The organism is Streptomyces sp. NPDC006326 (genome assembly GCF_040612915.1).
Taxonomy (GTDB): domain Bacteria; phylum Actinomycetota; class Actinomycetes; order Streptomycetales; family Streptomycetaceae; genus Streptomyces.
Genome location: NZ_JBEXRC010000024.1, coordinates 53279 through 68899 on the forward strand (window position 1 = coordinate 53279; position 15621 = coordinate 68899).

Consider the following 15621-nt stretch of genomic DNA (forward strand, 5'->3'; position numbering starts at 1 on the left):
GGCAGGATGGGCCCCATGACCACCCGCACCGAGAGCGTCGACACCCCGGCGGGCCAGGCCCGCATCACCTGGCACACCGCCCCGAAGGCCTCCCTCGTGCTCGCCCTCGGCCACGGCGCGGGCGGCGGGACCGAGGCACGCGACCTGCAGGCGCTGGCCCGCGCCCTGCCCGCACTGGGCACCACCGTGGCCCTCGTCGAGCAGCCCTGGCGGGTCGCCGGGAAGAAGGTCGCCGCCACGCCCAAGGTGCTCGACGAGGGCTGGCGGGGACTGTGGCCCGCCCTGGTGGCGCCGGGCCTGCCGGTCGTCGCGGGCGGGCGCAGCGCCGGGGCGCGGGTGGCCTGCCGGACCGCCGCCGAGCTGGGCGCGGCCGGGGCCCTGGCCCTGGCGTTCCCGCTGCACCCGCCGGGGCGGCCCGAGAAGTCCCGCGCCGAGGAGCTGCTCGGCGCCGGGGTGCCCACGCTGGTCGTGCAGGGCGGGCGGGACCCCTTCGGGCGCCCGGAGGAGTTCCCGGCGCCGCGCGGGCAGGCGGCGTACGAGCTGGTGGAGGTCCCCCACGGCGATCACGGTTTCGCGGTGCCCAGGAAGGCGGACCTGACGCAGGACGAGGCTCTGCGGGTGATCACGGAGGCGGTCGCCGGATGGCTCGGCGGGCTCGGGCGGTGAGACGGGCCGTGCGGGCGACCTGACGGACTCCGCACCGCCGGTGCCGCACGGGAATGCGCAGCCCGGCCGTTCTGTTGTGCCGGATGTCAGAAAGCACGGAACCCGTCGGAGGAGAGGGAGCGCATGACCCAGGTCATCAGCCAGGAGCGTCCGCAGGTCGCCGGCCTGGGGGCCCCGTCCAGCGGCAGCTGGGGGAGGACGGTCCTGCCCGCGCCCAAGCGCAGCCCGCTTCGGGCGGCGGAAGGCCGGGATGGTCGACTATTCTCCGATTCGAGCGGGTCCGCTTTCGGAGCCGTCACGCAGTCGGAGGAGGTGGGTCCTGTCGCTGGGACCGACGAAGGCCACGCGGAGGAAACGACCCCGGAGCGCAATGCGCGCTTCGAGAGGGACGCCCTCGGCTACCTCGACCAGATGTACTCGGCCGCCCTGCGCATGACGCGCAATCCGGCCGACGCCGAGGACCTGGTCCAGGAAACGTATGCGAAGGCGTACGCGTCCTTCCACCAGTTCCGCGAGGGCACCAATCTGAAGGCGTGGCTGTACCGCATTCTGACCAATACCTTCATCAACTCCTACCGCAAGAAGCAGCGTGAGCCGCAGCGCAGCGCCGCGGAGGAGATCGAGGACTGGCAGCTGGCGCGCGCCGAGTCGCACATGTCGACGGGACTGCGTTCCGCGGAGTCCCAGGCGCTCGATCACCTGCCCGATTCCGATGTGAAGGAAGCGCTTCAGGCCATTCCGGAGGAGTTCCGCATCGCGGTCTATCTTGCCGACGTAGAGGGCTTTGCGTACAAGGAGATCGCGGACATCATGGGTACACCCATCGGTACGGTCATGTCCCGACTGCACCGTGGCCGCCGTCAACTCCGCGGAATGCTGGAGGACTACGCCCGTGAGCGCGGGCTGGTCCCCGCCGGCGCGGGAGAGTCGAACGACCTGAAAGGCTCGGGCTCATGAGCTGCGGAGAGCCGCACGAGACGGAGTGCTCGGAGGTACTTGACCACCTCTACGAGTTCCTGGACCACGAGATGCCGGACAGTGACTGCACGAAGTTCGAAACACATTTCGGCGAGTGCAATCCCTGTCTGGAGAAGTACGGCCTGGAGCAGGCCGTGAAGAAACTGGTGAAGCGCTGCTGCGGGTCGGACGACGTGCCCAGCGACCTGCGGTCGAAGGTGATGGGGCGGATCGAGCTCATCCGGTCCGGTCAGGCCGTCCCCGACCACGACGTCACCGCCGATCCCGCCGGCGGCTGACAGGCGGACGCACCATCGCCCCTGGAAGGGCCCCTCGTTCACTCGAAGGTGCTAATCCGGGGGCGCCCGTACGGCGCAATACGAAAATGTGGCCCACTTCGCAAGGGGCCCCACTTATTCTCCCCAATCGGTGCTGGTTGGATCGGCACTGATGTGCACGGCACAGGGGAGGAGGGCGCCATGCGGGTACTTCCGGCAGGGGCGCGCGCCTCCATCCTGTGCGCCGTCCTCGCGGCCGGCGCCTGCACCGCCCCCGCGTTCGCGGACCCCCGCACCCCCTGGCCGGCCGTCGGGTTGCTCGTGCTCCTCTACGCCGGCTGCGAGCTCGTCAAGGTCTGCCCCTTCGTGGGCAGCCGGGTGCCCGAGGGCATCGGCTCCTTCTTCCCCGTGCTGCTCGCCGCGGTCTACCTGCTGCCGCCCTCCGCCGCCGCGCTCGTCGCGCTGCCCGGCGGGTTCGCCCAGGCCGTCGACCAGCGCCCCGCCCGGGTGCGCCGGGTCTGGCACGCGGCGCAGCAGGCGCTCGCCGCCTGGGCCGCGGGGCAGGCGTACGGACTGCTGGGCGGCCCCGGCGCGCCGGCCGGGTCCGGCTCCGGTCCGCCGGGGCGGACCGCCGACTTCCCCTACGTGCTGCTGCCCGCGGCGGCGGGGGCCGTCGTCTTCTGCCTCGTCCTGACCGCCCTCGACGCGGGCATCCTGGCCCTGGCCGAGCGGCGCCCGGCGCGGACCGCGTGGCGCGCGCCGGTGGCCCGGTCCCTGGCACCGCACTGCGTGCACGGGCTCGCCGGACTGATGATGGCCCTCATGTGGCGCAGCCCGTACGGGATCCCGGCCGCGCTGCTGGTGCTGCTGCCCATGTACATCTCCTGCTGGGTCTTCGCCCAGTACCACCGCGAGCACGCCGCCCACCGGGCCACGATTCGGGCACTCGTCCAGGCCGTCGACCTCAAGGACCGCTACACCCGCGGCCACAGCGAGCGGGTCGGCCAGGCCTCCGCGATGATCGCCCGCGAGCTGGGCATGGGCGAGGACCGCCTCGAAGTGGTCCGGATCGCCGGGATCCTGCACGACGTGGGCAAGCTCGGGGTCCCGACCCGGCTGCTGCGCAAGGACGGGCCGCTGACCCCCGAGGAGCGGCGCATCATCGAACTGCATCCCGAGTACGGGCACGAGATGGTCCGCGGCATCGGCTTCCTCGGCGAGGCGCGGGCCGCGATCCTGCACCACCACGAGCGGGTCGACGGCTCCGGGTACCCGTACGGGCTGACCGGTGAGCAGATCCCGGAGCTGGCCCGGGTGGTGGCGGTGGCCGACGCCTTCGACGCGATGACCTCCACCCGCTCGTACAGTCGGGCCCGCCCGGTGCCGACCGCGCTGGCCGAGCTGGAGCGGTGTGCGGGAGCCCAGTTCGACCCGGCGATGGTGCACGCGCTGGTGGACGCCGTCGGGCGGCACGGCTGGCACCCGGTGGTGACGGCGGACGAGGACGTCCCGGCGGCCCTGCCCGCCCAGGGCGGCCGGCCCGCGGAAGGAACCCGGCCGGCCGGCCCTGCGCAGGCTGACCCCGCGGCGTCCGCCCCTCCGCCGGCCGCCCCTGCGCCGTCCGACCCGGCGCCGGTCGGCATGCGGCCGCGGGCCGGGGGCGGACGGGGCCCCGGGGACGCGGACCGCGGGGGCGGGCCGTGACCGGGTGGGCCGTGTGGGGGGTGCGCGGAGCCGCCGCGGCGCTCACCCTCGCGGCCCTCGCGCACACCCTGTGGAACGGCGTCGTCGAACCGGGCACCGCGCTGGCCTTCGCCGCCCTGATCGCCTGCGGGGAGCTCGCCCGCCGGGACACCCGGGACGGCCCCGACGACCGCCACCCCGCACCCCTCGGCTTCGCCGGCGCCCTCGCCTACGCCCTGCTCGGGCGGAGCGCCGCCCTGCCCACCCACCACGGGGTGCTCCAGATCGTCGCCGTGACAGCCGCCGCGGCCCTCGCCGGGATCGTCCCGCACATCGCCCGGGGCCGCGGTCCCTCCGTCGACCACCTCGCCCGACGGGTGCTGACCGTCGCCTTCGCCGCGGCCTGCTTCCAGCCGCTGTACAACTCCGGCCGGCTGGAGCAGTGGCTCGGCCAGAGCCCGTACCTCGTCCTCTTCCTGCTCCTCCTGCTCGGGCTGACCGCCCTGTGCGACGCCGTCCTGGCCGCCGGGGCCGGGGCCCGCACCGGCCGGCCGTACTTGCCCCTGCTCCGCGACGAGCTGCGCGCCCAGCTCGGCATCGGCTCGGCGATCTGCGCCACCGGCGTCGTCATGGCCCTCGGCGCCGCCGTCGCCGGCCTGTGGGCACTGCCCGTGTTCTGCGTACCGCTGCTGCTGACCCAGATGTCCTTCCACCGGATCACCGCGATCCGCACCACCTACCGCCAGACCATCACCTCCCTGGCCCGCGCCACCGAGATCGCCGGCTACACGCGGCCCGGACACGCCCGCCGGGTCGCCGCACTGAGCTGCGCCGTCGGCAGGGAGCTCGGCCTCTCGGAGCGGGAGCTCACGGTGCTGGAGTACGCCGCCCTCATGCACGACATCGGCCAGCTCTCCCTCGTCGACCCCGTCCACGCCGGGGCCACCGCCGAGCTGCCCGCGGCCGAGGCCCGCCGGATCGCCGGGCTCGGCGGCGAGGTGGCCCGCCGGACGGGAGTGCCCGCCGAGGTCGCCCTGGTCGTGGAGCGCCAGGCCGACCCGTACCGGGAGCAGCCCGTCGCCGCGCGCATCGTGCGCGCGGTCAACGCGTACGACGACCTGCTCGGCGGGAGCCGTCACCCGGGCGGCTCACTGGAGGCGCTGGAACAGCTCCGGCTGGGCACCGGGCACGACTACCAGCCGGAGGTGGTGGAATGCCTGGCCAGGGTTCTGGCCAGGGGCGGACGTGACAGAGTTGTTCCCGTCCCCCCTGGGTAACCCATGGGTAATGAGCGGCCGTCCGAGTGGGCATGGTTGGATGCCAGTAGGAGTGTCCGCAAGGCTGCACCGTTGTCCCGGCAACCGCTGGGAGGTGCCCCCAGGCAGGCGGGAATCGTGAGGATCTTCGGGAAGGTACGGCATCGGCCCTCCGCCTCGTGGCGGCAGGCCACCGACCGCGCGTTCACGCTGATCGGCGACGGTCGGTACGAGGACGCGGGGGCGCTGCTCACCAGAGCCGCCGACCTGGAGCCCTGGCTGTCCGAGTCCTGGTTCAACCTTGCACTGCTGCACAAGTTCCGGCACGACTGGGAGCAGGCGCGGGCCGCCGGACTGCGCGCCGTGGCCCTCCTCGACCGCGAGACCGGGGCCCCGGACTGGTGGAACGTCGGCATCGCCGCGACCGCGCTCCAGGACTGGCCGCTGGCCCGCCGGGCCTGGCAGGCGTACGGGCTGAAGGTGCCCGGCGATCCGCACGGCGCGGGCGGGGGCGGCGAGCCGGTGGGCATGGAGCTCGGCAGTGCCGCCGTCCGGCTCTCGCCCGAGGGCGAGGCCGAGGTGGTGTGGGGCCGCCGGCTGGACCCGGCCCGCATGGAGATCCTGTCGATCCCGCTGCCCTCCTCGGGGCGGCGCTGGGGCGAGGTCGTCCTGCACGACGGGGTCCCGCACGGCGAGCGCGTCACCGCGGCCGGCCCGGCCTACCCCGTCTTCGACGAGATCGAGCTGTGGGCGCCCTCGCCGGTGCCGACCTGGGTGGTGCTGCTGGAGGCGGCCACCGAGGCGGACCGCGACGCCCTGGAGCAGCTCGCCTCGGACGCCGGCTTCGCCGCCGAGGACTGGTCTTCCTCGGTGCGGCTGCTGTGCCGGACCTGCTCGGAGAGCGTGATGCCGAGCGGCGAGGGCGACGGCGAGCAGCTCGACCCGCACGACCACAGCGAACCGGGGCACCCCGGCCCGCTGGGGCACCGTACGGCCGGCTCCGGATCGCTGTGGGTGCCCGAGCGCGAATGCGGTATCGCGGCGCCGGCCGGCCTGGTGCGCGGACTGCTCGACGGCTGGGTCGCGGACAGCCCGGACACCCGTGAGTGGCGGGATCTCGAAGAGGTCTGCTGACCGGGCACCGTAGGCTGTACCGGCACATTGGTGAACGGGTGGACTTACGGAAGGCGTACGTCGGACATGGCGCAGCAGGAGAACGAGGTTGTCGAGGCCGTCAACGACGGGTACGTCGTGGACACCGAGGACTGTGAGGCGCGCGAGCTCGCCCACCGCGAGCGCGGCACCGCCCGGCCGATCACCGTGGTCGGCAACCCGGTCCTGCACCGCGAGTGCAAGGACGTCACCGAGTTCGGCGACGAGCTGGCGCAGCTGATCGACGACATGTTCGCCAGCCAGAAGGCCGCCGAGGGCGTGGGCCTGGCGGCGAACCAGATCGGCGTGGACGCCAAGGTGTTCGTCTACGACTGCCCGGACGACGAGGGCGTGCGCCACACCGGTGTCGTGGTCAACCCGAAGCTGGTGGAGCTGCCGGCCTCCGCCCGCGTGCTGGACGACTCCAACGAGGGCTGCCTGTCGGTCCCCACCGCCTACGCCTCCCTGGCCCGCCCGGATTACGCCGAGGTGACCGGCCAGGACGCGCAGGGCAACCCGATCAAGGTGCGCGGCACGGGCTACTTCGCCCGCTGCCTCCAGCACGAGACGGACCACCTGTACGGCTACCTCTACATCGACCGCCTCTCGAAGCGCGACCGCAAGGACGCCCTGCGCCAGATGGCGGAGGGCACCCCGCGCTACGAGACCGTCCCGAACGAGTAAGGGCGATCGCCTGCTTGTCGGCTAGGTGGCCTGCGGGCCCGGGGCATGCGCCGGAATGAGTTCGGTGTCTTCCCCAGGTCCGCAGGAGGTGGTGGCGCAGGACCGTCCGTCGAGCGGCCCCGGCCCCGCGCACAGACAAGTCAGCCCCCGTGTGGCGCAGCCCGCGACGGCATCGGGCCGTGACGCAATCGTGCGACTCTCGTTCATATGAGTGACCGATGGTTCGCGTGGAGGGGGCGTATGTCGGCATTCAGGTGGGAGCTCGCCGAGGGCCTGACCCGGGCGCTGGCAGAGGGCGTCGCCTTCGACGAGTGGCTGGGTCATCGTGTGCCGGTTGCCTCCTACGCACGGGTCAGTCGATCCCAACCAGGAGCGGCCGCGAGGCAGCACCTCAACAACCTGGACGAAGCGGCCCGGATCGGCTGGGCGGTGATTTGTCTGTACACCGACGATGGTGTCTCGGCGGCCAACCCCGATGTCACGCGTGCAGCGTTCGAGCGCATGGTGCGCGACCTGCTGATGCGCAGGACAGCAGAAGGTTTCCCCATCAGTGGGGTCATCTCGGTGGAAGAGGAGCGGCTGGCCCGGAGCGCGGATGACTATCTCTGCTTGCTCAAAGCGCTCTCCCTCCGACAGGACGGCTGTCTTTACCTGGTGGACACAGGTGAACTCGTCGACATCCCGTCCGTGCTGATGCGTCTGGAGGCCGGCGTCGAGCCTCAAGGACAGACGGAGTCGGAGCGGATTGGACGGCGTAGGCGCCGATCGATCAGGGATCGGGCCGCTGAAGGACGGGGCTCTGGCGGCCAGCGGAGATTCGGCTGGCTGGGGTCAGACGCGGCGCAGCAGCGGCCCACCAACACCGTTCTCGATCCGTACGAGTCGGCATACTTGAGAGAGGCTGTCGAGAGGGCTCTCAACGGCGCGACGTGGATGTCGATTGCCGACTGGCTGACGGCTGAGCGAGTCCCCACGGTGCGCGGCGGCCGATGGACGATTCCGACTGTGCAGGCGATGCTGACGAACCCCGCCATCTGCGGCTACCGCATTCTCGACGGTGCACTTGTACGTGACAGGGGCACGGGTGAGCCGGTGGTGGGGGAGTGGCAGAGGGTTGCCTCTCCTGCGGAGTGGTCGGCTCTGGTCGACCGCTGCGACCGCTGGTATTCGCAGAGCAATGAGCGGAGCGGATACAAGGACCAGTACGCATCACGGTCCAGGGGGAATGGCCCGGGGCACGGCCGCCGGGCACGAACGGCCGACTTGGAATCGACGCGGAAATACCTGCTCTCTGGATTTCTGCGATGTGGCTACACGAGCACGGGGACGCCGCAGTGCGGCTCGAAGATGGGCGGGCACCCTCCACATGGCACCAACCGACATGCCTCTTACCGCTGTTCCTCGTCAGGGTGCCGCAAGGTCGGCCGTCGTGCCGATCTCGTTGACCAGTACGTCGAAGCAATCGTTTGTGAGAAGTTGGGTCTCACGTCCGAACAGTGGCAGGCATGGGACACGAACAAGAAACGGGAGACGATCGCGTCGCTCATCGACGCGATCGTCGTACATCCCATCCCGCACGGGCGCTCTCGGAATGCCCCATTCGATCCAGGGCTGATAGAGGTGGCAATGAAAACAGCCACCTCCGTCAACACTGTTCGCTGACGCAGCCGCGTCAGAAGTCCTCGTCCAGGTCGACCGTGCCTTCGACGGCGACCTGGTAGGCCGACGGGCGGCGCTCGAAGAAGTTCGTCAGTTCCTGGACGCCCTGGAGCTCCATGAAGGAGAACGGGTTCTCCGAGCCGAACACCGGCGCGAGGCCGAGACGGCGGAGGCGTTCGTCCGCCACGCATTCCAGGTACTGCCGCATGGATTCGGTGTTCATACCCGGCATGCCGTCACCGCACAGATCGCGGCCGAACTGCAGCTCGGCGTCCACCGCCTCACGGATCATCGCCGTGATCTGCTCGCCCAGGTCCGCGTCGAACAGCTCGGGCTCTTCCTGACGGATGGTGTCGACGACCTCGAAGGCGAAGCTCATGTGGCAGGTTTCGTCGCGGAACACCCAGTTGGTGCCCGTGGCCAGGCCGTGCAGCAGGCCGCGCGAGCGGAACCAGTACACGTACGCGAAGGCGCCGTAGAAGAACAGGCCCTCGATGCACGCGGCGAAGCAGATCAGGTTCAGCAGGAAGCGGCGGCGGTCGGCCTGCGTCTCCAGGCGGTCGATCTTCTCGACCGAGTCCATCCAGCGGAAGCAGAACTGGGCCTTCTCGCGGATCGACGGGATGTTCTCGACCGCGTCGAAGGCGGCCGCGCGGTCGTCCGGGTCGGGCAGGTAGGTGTCGAGCAGCGTCAGGTAGAACTGGACGTGCACGGCCTCCTCGAACAGCTGGCGCGACAGGTACAGGCGCGCCTCCGGGGAGTTGATGTGCTTGTACAGCGTCAGGACCAGGTTGTTCGCCACGATCGAGTCGCCGGTCGCGAAGAAGGCGACCAGCCGGCCGATCATGTGCTGCTCGGCGGCCGTCAGCTTCGCGAGGTCGGCGACGTCCGAGTGGAGGTCGACCTCCTCCACGGTCCAGGTGTTCTTGATCGCGTCCCGGTAGCGCTCGTAGAAGTCCGGGTAGCGCATGGGGCGGAGCGTGAGCTCGAAGCCCGGGTCCAGCAGGTTCTTGTCGGACTGGGTCGTACTCATTACTGGCAGGCCTCGCAGGACTCGGGGTTCTCAAGGGAGCAGGCGAGCGCTTCCGCGTCGGCGACGGCCTGGGGGAGCGCTGCGGGGGTGGCGGCCTGCGCGGCGCGGGCGATCTTCGTCGCCGGGCGCGAGCGCAGGTAGTAGGTGGTCTTCAGGCCCTGCTTCCAGGCGTAGGCGTACATCGAGGACAGCTTCCCGATGGTCGGCGTCTCCAGGAACAGGTTCAGCGACTGCGACTGGTCGAGGTACGGGGTACGGGCCGCCGCCATGTCGATCAGGCCGCGCTGCGGGATCTCCCACGCCGTGCGGTACAGCTCGCGCACCTCGGCCGGGATCCAGCCGAAGCCCTGGACGGAGCCGCCGGAGTCGCGCAGCGCCTCGCGGGTCTGGGCGTCCCACACGCCGAGCTTCTTCAGCTCCTCCACCAGGTAGGCGTTGACCTGGAGGAACTCACCGCTCAGCGTCTCGCGCTTGAACAGGTTGGAGACCTGCGGCTCGATGCACTCGTACACGCCCGCGATCGAGGCGATCGTCGCCGTCGGGGCGATGGCGAGGAGCAGCGAGTTGCGCATGCCGGTCTCGGCGACGCGGGCGCGCAGCGCGTCCCAGCGCTCGGGCCAGGCGCGCTCGGTCTCGTAGTGGTCCGGGTGCAGCACACCGCGCGCGGTACGGGTCTCGGACCAGGCCGGGAGCGGGCCGTGGCGCTCGGCGAGGTCGCACGAGGCCTCGTACGCCGCGAGCATGATGCGCTCGGCGATCTTGGTGGAGAGGGCCTTGGCCTCGGCGGAGTCGAAGGGCAGCCGCAGCTTGAAGAAGACGTCCTGGAGGCCCATCGCGCCCAGGCCCACCGGACGCCACCTGGCGTTGGAGCGGCCCGCCTGCTCGGTGGGGTAGAAGTTGATGTCCACGACGCGGTCGAGGAAGGTCACGGCGGTGCGGACGGTCTCGTCCAGCCGCTCCCAGTCCATCTCGCCCGTACCGGCGAGGACGAAGGCGCCCAGGTTGACCGAGCCGAGGTTGCAGACGGCGGTCTCGCCGTCGTTGGTGACCTCCAGGATCTCGGTGCACAGGTTCGAGGAGTGCACGACCCGGCCCGGCTCGGCGGTCTGGTTCGCCGTGCGGTTGGAGGCGTCCTTGAAGGTCATCCAGCCCTGGCCGGTCTGCGCGAGGGTGCGCATCATCCGGCCGTACAGGTCGCGCGCGGGCATGGTCTTGCGGGCCAGGCCGGCCGCCTCGGCCTTGCGGTAGGCGGCGTCGAACTCGTCGCCCCACAGGTCGACCAGCTCGGGCACGTCGGCCGGGGAGAACAGCGACCAGTCGGCGTCGTCGTTCACGCGGCGCATGAACTCGTCCGGCACCCAGTGCGCCAGGTTGAGGTTGTGCGTGCGGCGCTGGTCCTCGCCCGTGTTGTCGCGCAGCTCCAGGAACTCCTCGATGTCCGCGTGCCAGGTCTCCAGGTAGACGGCGGCGGCGCCCTTGCGGCGGCCGCCCTGGTTCACGGCGGCGACGGAGGCGTCGAGGGTCTTCAGGAACGGCACGATGCCGTTGGAGTGGCCGTTGGTGCCGCGGATCAGCGAACCGCGGGCGCGGATGCGGGAGTACGACAGGCCGATGCCGCCGGCGTGCTTGGAGAGGCGGGCGACCTGGTGGTAGCGGTCGTAGATCGAGTCGAGTTCGTCCAGCGGGGAGTCCAGCAGGTAGCAGGAGGACATCTGCGGGTGCCTGGTGCCGGAGTTGAAGAGCGTGGGGGAGGACGGCAGGTAGTCCAGGCGGCTCATCAGCCGGTAGAGCGAGGCGACTTCCTCGACGGCCTGGACGCTGTCGTTCTCGGCGAGGCCGCAGGCCACGCGCAGCATGAAGTGCTGCGGGGTCTCGACGACCTGGCGGGTGATCGGGTGGCGCAGCAGGTAGCGGCTGTGCAGGGTGCGCAGGCCGAAGAAGCCGAAGCGGTCGTCGGCGCCCTCGGCGAGGGCGTGTTCGACCAGCGCGTCGAGGCGGCCCGCGTGCAGCGCCACGAACTCGGCGGTGCGGTCGGCGATCAGGCCCTCGCGGTGGCCGACCGCGACGGAGGCGGAGAAGGAGGTGGCGCCCTGGCCGGCGGCCTCGTCCGCGACGGCCATCGTCAGCAGCCGGGCGGCGAGACGGGAGTACGCCGGGTCCTCGGAGATCAGCCCGGCGGCGGCCTCGGTGGCCAGCGCGCGCAGTTCGGCCTCGTCGGCGGCCGCGCTGCGTCCGCGCAGCGCGGCGGCGGCCACCCGTCCGGGGTCGGTGTCCGGGAGGTCGGCCGTCAGCTCGGTGAGGGTACGCAGCAGCGCGGCCCCCGGACCCTCGGTCTCGGGGTGGTCGGACTCGGCGCGCGGTGCGGAAGGCGCGATGGTCACGGGGAGCTCTCCCTCGCTCGGCCCGGTCATCGGCGGGTCGGGGCAGGGGGAAGCGCGTGCGGGCAGAGCAGGCCGCATGGCGTCCACCGGCCCAACCGCGAGGCCCGGACGAATCGGCACCCGGTTCGGTCGAGCCGGGCGCACTGTCGGCAGGTCCTCGGACTTGCGGTAGCACCGTGGGTGTACGTCATACCGTTGCGGGACAGTTCCGGATTCGCACCGGATTCCCCTGCGGCGACAGCGAGGATGAGCATACATGTGGGGGCCGCCCCGTGGGTGACCCCCTAGATGTAGTGTCGCAGCGGCTACAGTTCGAGACCGTACGTGAGCAGAACGAGGCCGGGGAAGGGTTCCCAGTCCCTCGCCGGAGTCCGTGCGAAGCCGAGGCGTTCGTAGATCCGGTGGGCGGCCGGCATCTCGTCGGTGGTGGACAGCACGAGACGCCGTACGCCCTCGACGGCCCGGGCCCGGCCGATGCAGGCGCGTACGAGGGCCTCGCCGGCACCCCGTCCCCGGCCTTCCCGGGCGACGGCGAGCATCCGGAACTCGGCCTCGTCCGGCCCCGCGATGTCGCGGAAGGAACTCCCGGGCGGGGCGAAGGCGACACCGCCGAGCAGCTGACCGTCGCTGCGCGCGGCGACGAGTATCTCGCTGTCGGCGGCCCTCCCGGCCACGTCCCGCAGCCGGGCCAGGTACGGGTCCTCCTCGCCGTAGGTGAGCAGCCCGTCCCCGAGGTAGGCCCGCGCGGTGATCTCCCCGAGCTCTTCGTACTCCGCCGCCAGCGCTTCCCTGATCACGATGTCCATGGGGTCGAGTGTGCGCCACGGCTGTGGGTGCCCGGCGCTATCGTCGGAATCAGCACCGTCGAGAATGGCTAGCGAGGCATGACCGTGATGACAGACCGGCCCCACATGCTGACCGAGGACTTCGAAGCCGTCGCGCACATAGCGGCTCGCGAGAGGGTGGGGACGCGGCTGGAGTTCATCGACGGAGTCATCAGGAGCAAGGCCATGCCGGACGGCGATCACCAGATGATCATCCAGTGGCTCACCAGGATGTGTATGCAGCACCGGCCGGAGCTCTGGCTGCACGGGGGGCAGGGGATCAAGGCTCAGGAGTACCGGGAGGGGCGAGCCATCCCGGACGCGGTACTGGCGCCCTCCGAGGCATTCGTGGGGCAGGGCGACTGGGTCGACCCCGGCCCGATCCTCATGGCCGTCGAGGTGACCTCGTGGGATTCGGACACCCACCGGCGGGACCATGTCGAAAAGCCCCGCGCCTACGCGGAGACGGGTATCCCGGTCTACCTCCTGATCGACCGAGCCACGTGCGAAATCTCCGTCTACAGCGAGCCCGAGGGGAGGCGGTACGCGACGGTCCGGACCGTGCCGTACGGCAAGGACGTCGAGCTCCCCGAGCCCATCGGCATCAGCCTCCAGACCGAGGTCCTCAAGGACTGGGTGCGCTGAAAGCCTCCGAGGGCCCCGCCTGACCGGCGGGGCCCTCGGATGTGTCAGTGGGTCAGCAGCAGCGGAACCCCTCGCGGGGGTCCGCCTCGCGGGAGTCCGTGCGGGCGCGTTCGAAGGCGCGCCGGGTCATGACCTCGGCGTCCGGGTCGTGCGCGCGGGCGTGGGCGACGTACCGGTCGTAGGCCGCCTCGCCCGAGAACTCCCGTACGAAGAACCGCGCCTTCGCCAGCGCCCCGCGGACGCCGCTCACGCCACCGGCTCCTTGGCGCGGCCGCCGCCCGAGTCGAGGCCCGCGGCGGCGAGCTCGGCCCGTTCCTCGGCCGTCGGGATGAGGCCGGCCGGGGCGATGATCTTCGACTCGGTCCACGGGACCTCGGACAGCGTGGCCGACTCCGGGTTGCGGACGGCCTTCAGGCAGGTGCGGGCCGCGTCCAGCAGGACGATGATGATCAGGAGGGCGAACAGCGCCGACAGCACGCCGTCGACCGTGGCGTTGGTGACCACGGTGTGCATCTCGTCCATGTTCTTGGCGGGCTTGAGCACCTTCCCGGCGTCGATGCCCTGCTGGTACTTGTCGCGCTGCGCGAAGAAGCCGATCTTCACGTCGTCGGAGAAGACCTTCTGGTAGCTCGCGGTGAGGGTGACGGCCACGTCCCAGGCCAGCGGAACCCCGGTCACCCAGGCCCACTTGAGCCGCCCGGACTTCACCAGCAGGGTCGTGCAGACGGCCAGGGCCACCGCGGCGAGCAGCTGGTTCGCGATGCCGAACAGCGGGAACAGCTGGTTGATGCCGCCCAGCGGGTCCTTGACGCCGACCCAGAGGAAGTAGCCCCAGCCCCCGACCACGACCGCGCTCGCCAGCCACACGCCGGGCTTCCAGCTGACGTTCCTGAAGGACTTGTGCACGTTGCCGAGGGTGTCCTGGAGCATGAAACGGCCGACCCGGGTGCCCGCGTCCACCGTGGTCAGGATGAACAGGGCCTCGAACATGATGGCGAAGTGGTACCAGAAGGCCTTCATCCCGGCGCCGCCGATCACGGCCGAGAAGATCTCCGACATTCCGAGTGCGAACGTCGGCGCGCCACCCGTACGGGAGAGCAGGGAGGTTTCCTCGACCTCCTTCGCGGCCTGCGCGAGGAACTCCGGGGAGATGGCGAAGCCGAAGTCGGACACCGCCTGCGAGGCGGTCTGGACCGTGGTGCCGATGACCCCGGCGGGGGAGTTCACGGCCAAGAAGAGCCCGGGTTCGATGATGGTGGCCGCGATCATCGCCATCACGGCGACGCAGGACTCCGTCAGCATGGCCCCGTAGCCGATGACCCGGACCTGGGTCTCCTTCTGGATCATCTTCGGGGTGGTGCCGGAGGAGACCAGTGCGTGGAAGCCGGACAGGGCTCCGCAGGCGATGGTGATGAAGACGAAGGGGAACATCGAGCCGGCGAAGACCGGGCCGTCCCCGCGCGTGGCGAAGTCGGTGATCGCCGGCATCTTCAGCGTCGGCATGGCGATGACCACGCCCAGCGCGAGCAGCCCGATCGTGCCGACCTTCATGAAGGTGGAGAGGTAGTCGCGGGGTGCGAGCAGCATCCACACGGGCAGCACCGAGGCGATGAAGCCGTACCCGATCATCCAGAGGACCAGCGTCTCCTTCTCCAGGGTGAAGGTGGACGCGAGGGAGGACTCGGCGACCCAGCCGCCCGCCACGATGGCGAGCAGCAGCAGGGCGACGCCGATGACGGAGACCTCGGTGACCCGGCCCGGGCGCAGCACGCGCAGGTAGAAGCCCATGAAGAGGGCGATGGGGATGGTCATGCCGATGGAGAAGACGCCCCAGGGGGAGTGCCCCAGCGCGTTGACGATGACCAGCCCGAGCACGGCCAGCAGGATGATCATGATGGTGAAGACGGCGAGCAGCGCGGCGGCTCCGCCGACGGGGCCGATCTCGTCGCGGGCCATCTGGCCGAGCGAACGGCCGTCGCGGCGGGTGGAGAAGAAGAGCGTCACCATGTCCTGGACGGCGCCCGCGAAGATCACGCCCGCGACGATCCAGATGGTGCCCGGGAGGTAGCCCATCTGCGCGGCGAGCACGGGGCCGACCAGCGGGCCGGCGCCGGCGACGGCGGCGAAGTGGTGGCCGAAGAGCACGCGGCGGTCGGTCGGGTGGAAGTCGACGCCGTTGTCGAGGCGTTCGGCGGGGGTGGCCCGGGTCTTGTCGACCTTCAGGACGCGGTGGGCGATGAAGCGCGCGTAGAAGCGGTAGCCGATGGCGTACGAGCCCAGCGCGGCGGCGAGCATCCAGGCGGCCGAGATCTCCTCGCCGCGCGAGAGCGCCAGCATGCCCCAGCCGATGGCCCCGACGAGGGCGACCAGCACCCACACGGCGATCGAAGCGGGCGTCGGGCG

14 protein-coding genes and 1 riboswitch are annotated in these 15621 nt (G+C 71.1%); of the genes, 9 read left to right on the forward strand and 5 right to left on the reverse strand.

Annotated elements, in window-relative coordinates; translation table 11 throughout:
* Positions 1–15: 15 nt before the first annotated feature.
* The 8 genes from ABZ128_RS19855 (at position 16) to ABZ128_RS19890 (ending at position 8338) form a co-directional block, all read left to right on the forward strand.
* Positions 16–666, forward strand: a complete 651-nt coding sequence (locus tag ABZ128_RS19855; RefSeq protein WP_356849872.1) for an alpha/beta family hydrolase — start codon at positions 16–18, stop codon at positions 664–666.
* Between the two features lie 312 nt (positions 667–978).
* On the forward strand, positions 979–1623 hold the full coding sequence (locus ABZ128_RS19860) for a sigma-70 family RNA polymerase sigma factor (protein ID WP_008741505.1): 645 nt from the start codon (positions 979–981) through the stop codon (positions 1621–1623).
* Positions 1620–1922 carry a mycothiol system anti-sigma-R factor gene (rsrA, locus tag ABZ128_RS19865; RefSeq protein WP_356849874.1) on the forward strand — a complete coding sequence of 101 codons (303 nt, stop codon included), beginning with the start codon at positions 1620–1622 and terminating at the stop codon, positions 1920–1922. Before ABZ128_RS19860 ends, rsrA begins: the two co-directional genes overlap by 4 nt.
* A 180-nt stretch (positions 1923–2102) precedes the next feature.
* Positions 2103–3605 (forward strand): HD-GYP domain-containing protein, encoded by a 1503-nt coding sequence (locus ABZ128_RS19870; protein ID WP_356849876.1) that lies wholly within the window; start codon positions 2103–2105, stop codon positions 3603–3605.
* A complete protein-coding gene (locus tag ABZ128_RS19875) occupies positions 3602–4861 on the forward strand; it encodes an HD domain-containing protein (RefSeq protein ID WP_356849878.1) in 1260 nt (419 codons plus the stop codon). The genes ABZ128_RS19870 and ABZ128_RS19875 overlap by 4 nt, the downstream gene beginning before the upstream one ends.
* 117 nt (positions 4862–4978) lie before the next feature.
* On the forward strand, positions 4979–5974 hold the full coding sequence (locus tag ABZ128_RS19880) for a hypothetical protein (RefSeq protein ID WP_356849880.1): 996 nt from the start codon (positions 4979–4981) through the stop codon (positions 5972–5974).
* A gap of 66 nt (positions 5975–6040) precedes the next feature.
* On the forward strand, positions 6041–6676 hold the full coding sequence (gene def, locus ABZ128_RS19885; protein ID WP_356849882.1) for a peptide deformylase: 636 nt from the start codon (positions 6041–6043) through the stop codon (positions 6674–6676).
* 240 nt (positions 6677–6916) lie between these two features.
* Positions 6917–8338 (forward strand): recombinase family protein, encoded by a 1422-nt coding sequence (locus tag ABZ128_RS19890; RefSeq protein WP_356849884.1) that lies wholly within the window; start codon positions 6917–6919, stop codon positions 8336–8338.
* A 10-nt stretch (positions 8339–8348) separates the two neighbouring features.
* Here ABZ128_RS19890 and ABZ128_RS19895 read toward each other — a convergent pair whose 3' ends face one another.
* From ABZ128_RS19895 to ABZ128_RS19905, 3 genes are all read right to left on the reverse strand, one after another.
* Positions 8349–9368, reverse strand: a complete 1020-nt coding sequence (locus ABZ128_RS19895) for a ribonucleotide-diphosphate reductase subunit beta (RefSeq protein ID WP_356849885.1) — start codon at positions 9366–9368, stop codon at positions 8349–8351.
* A complete protein-coding gene (locus tag ABZ128_RS19900; RefSeq protein WP_356849886.1) occupies positions 9368–11749 on the reverse strand; it encodes a ribonucleoside-diphosphate reductase subunit alpha in 2382 nt (793 codons plus the stop codon). Before ABZ128_RS19900 ends, ABZ128_RS19895 begins: the two co-directional genes overlap by 1 nt.
* Positions 11750–11901: 152 nt before the next feature.
* Positions 11902–11978: riboswitch (cobalamin riboswitch) on the reverse strand.
* Between the two features lie 76 nt (positions 11979–12054).
* The gene (locus tag ABZ128_RS19905; RefSeq protein WP_356849888.1) at positions 12055–12555 is read right to left on the reverse strand and encodes a GNAT family N-acetyltransferase; all 501 of its coding nucleotides are present in this window, start codon (positions 12553–12555) and stop codon (positions 12055–12057) included.
* Positions 12556–12633: 78 nt separating this feature from the next.
* On the opposite strand from ABZ128_RS19905, the gene ABZ128_RS19910 reads away from it, so the two are divergent.
* Positions 12634–13218, forward strand: coding sequence for a Uma2 family endonuclease (locus ABZ128_RS19910; protein WP_356849889.1), 585 nt, complete (start codon positions 12634–12636; stop codon positions 13216–13218).
* A gap of 52 nt (positions 13219–13270) precedes the next feature.
* On the opposite strand, the gene ABZ128_RS19915 is transcribed toward ABZ128_RS19910, so the two are convergent.
* Positions 13271–13468, reverse strand: coding sequence for a YbdD/YjiX family protein (locus ABZ128_RS19915; protein WP_356849890.1), 198 nt, complete (start codon positions 13466–13468; stop codon positions 13271–13273).
* Positions 13465–15555, reverse strand: a complete 2091-nt coding sequence (locus ABZ128_RS19920) for a carbon starvation CstA family protein (protein WP_356849959.1) — start codon at positions 15553–15555, stop codon at positions 13465–13467. The genes ABZ128_RS19915 and ABZ128_RS19920 overlap by 4 nt, the downstream gene beginning before the upstream one ends.
* Positions 15556–15621 lie beyond the last annotated feature (66 nt).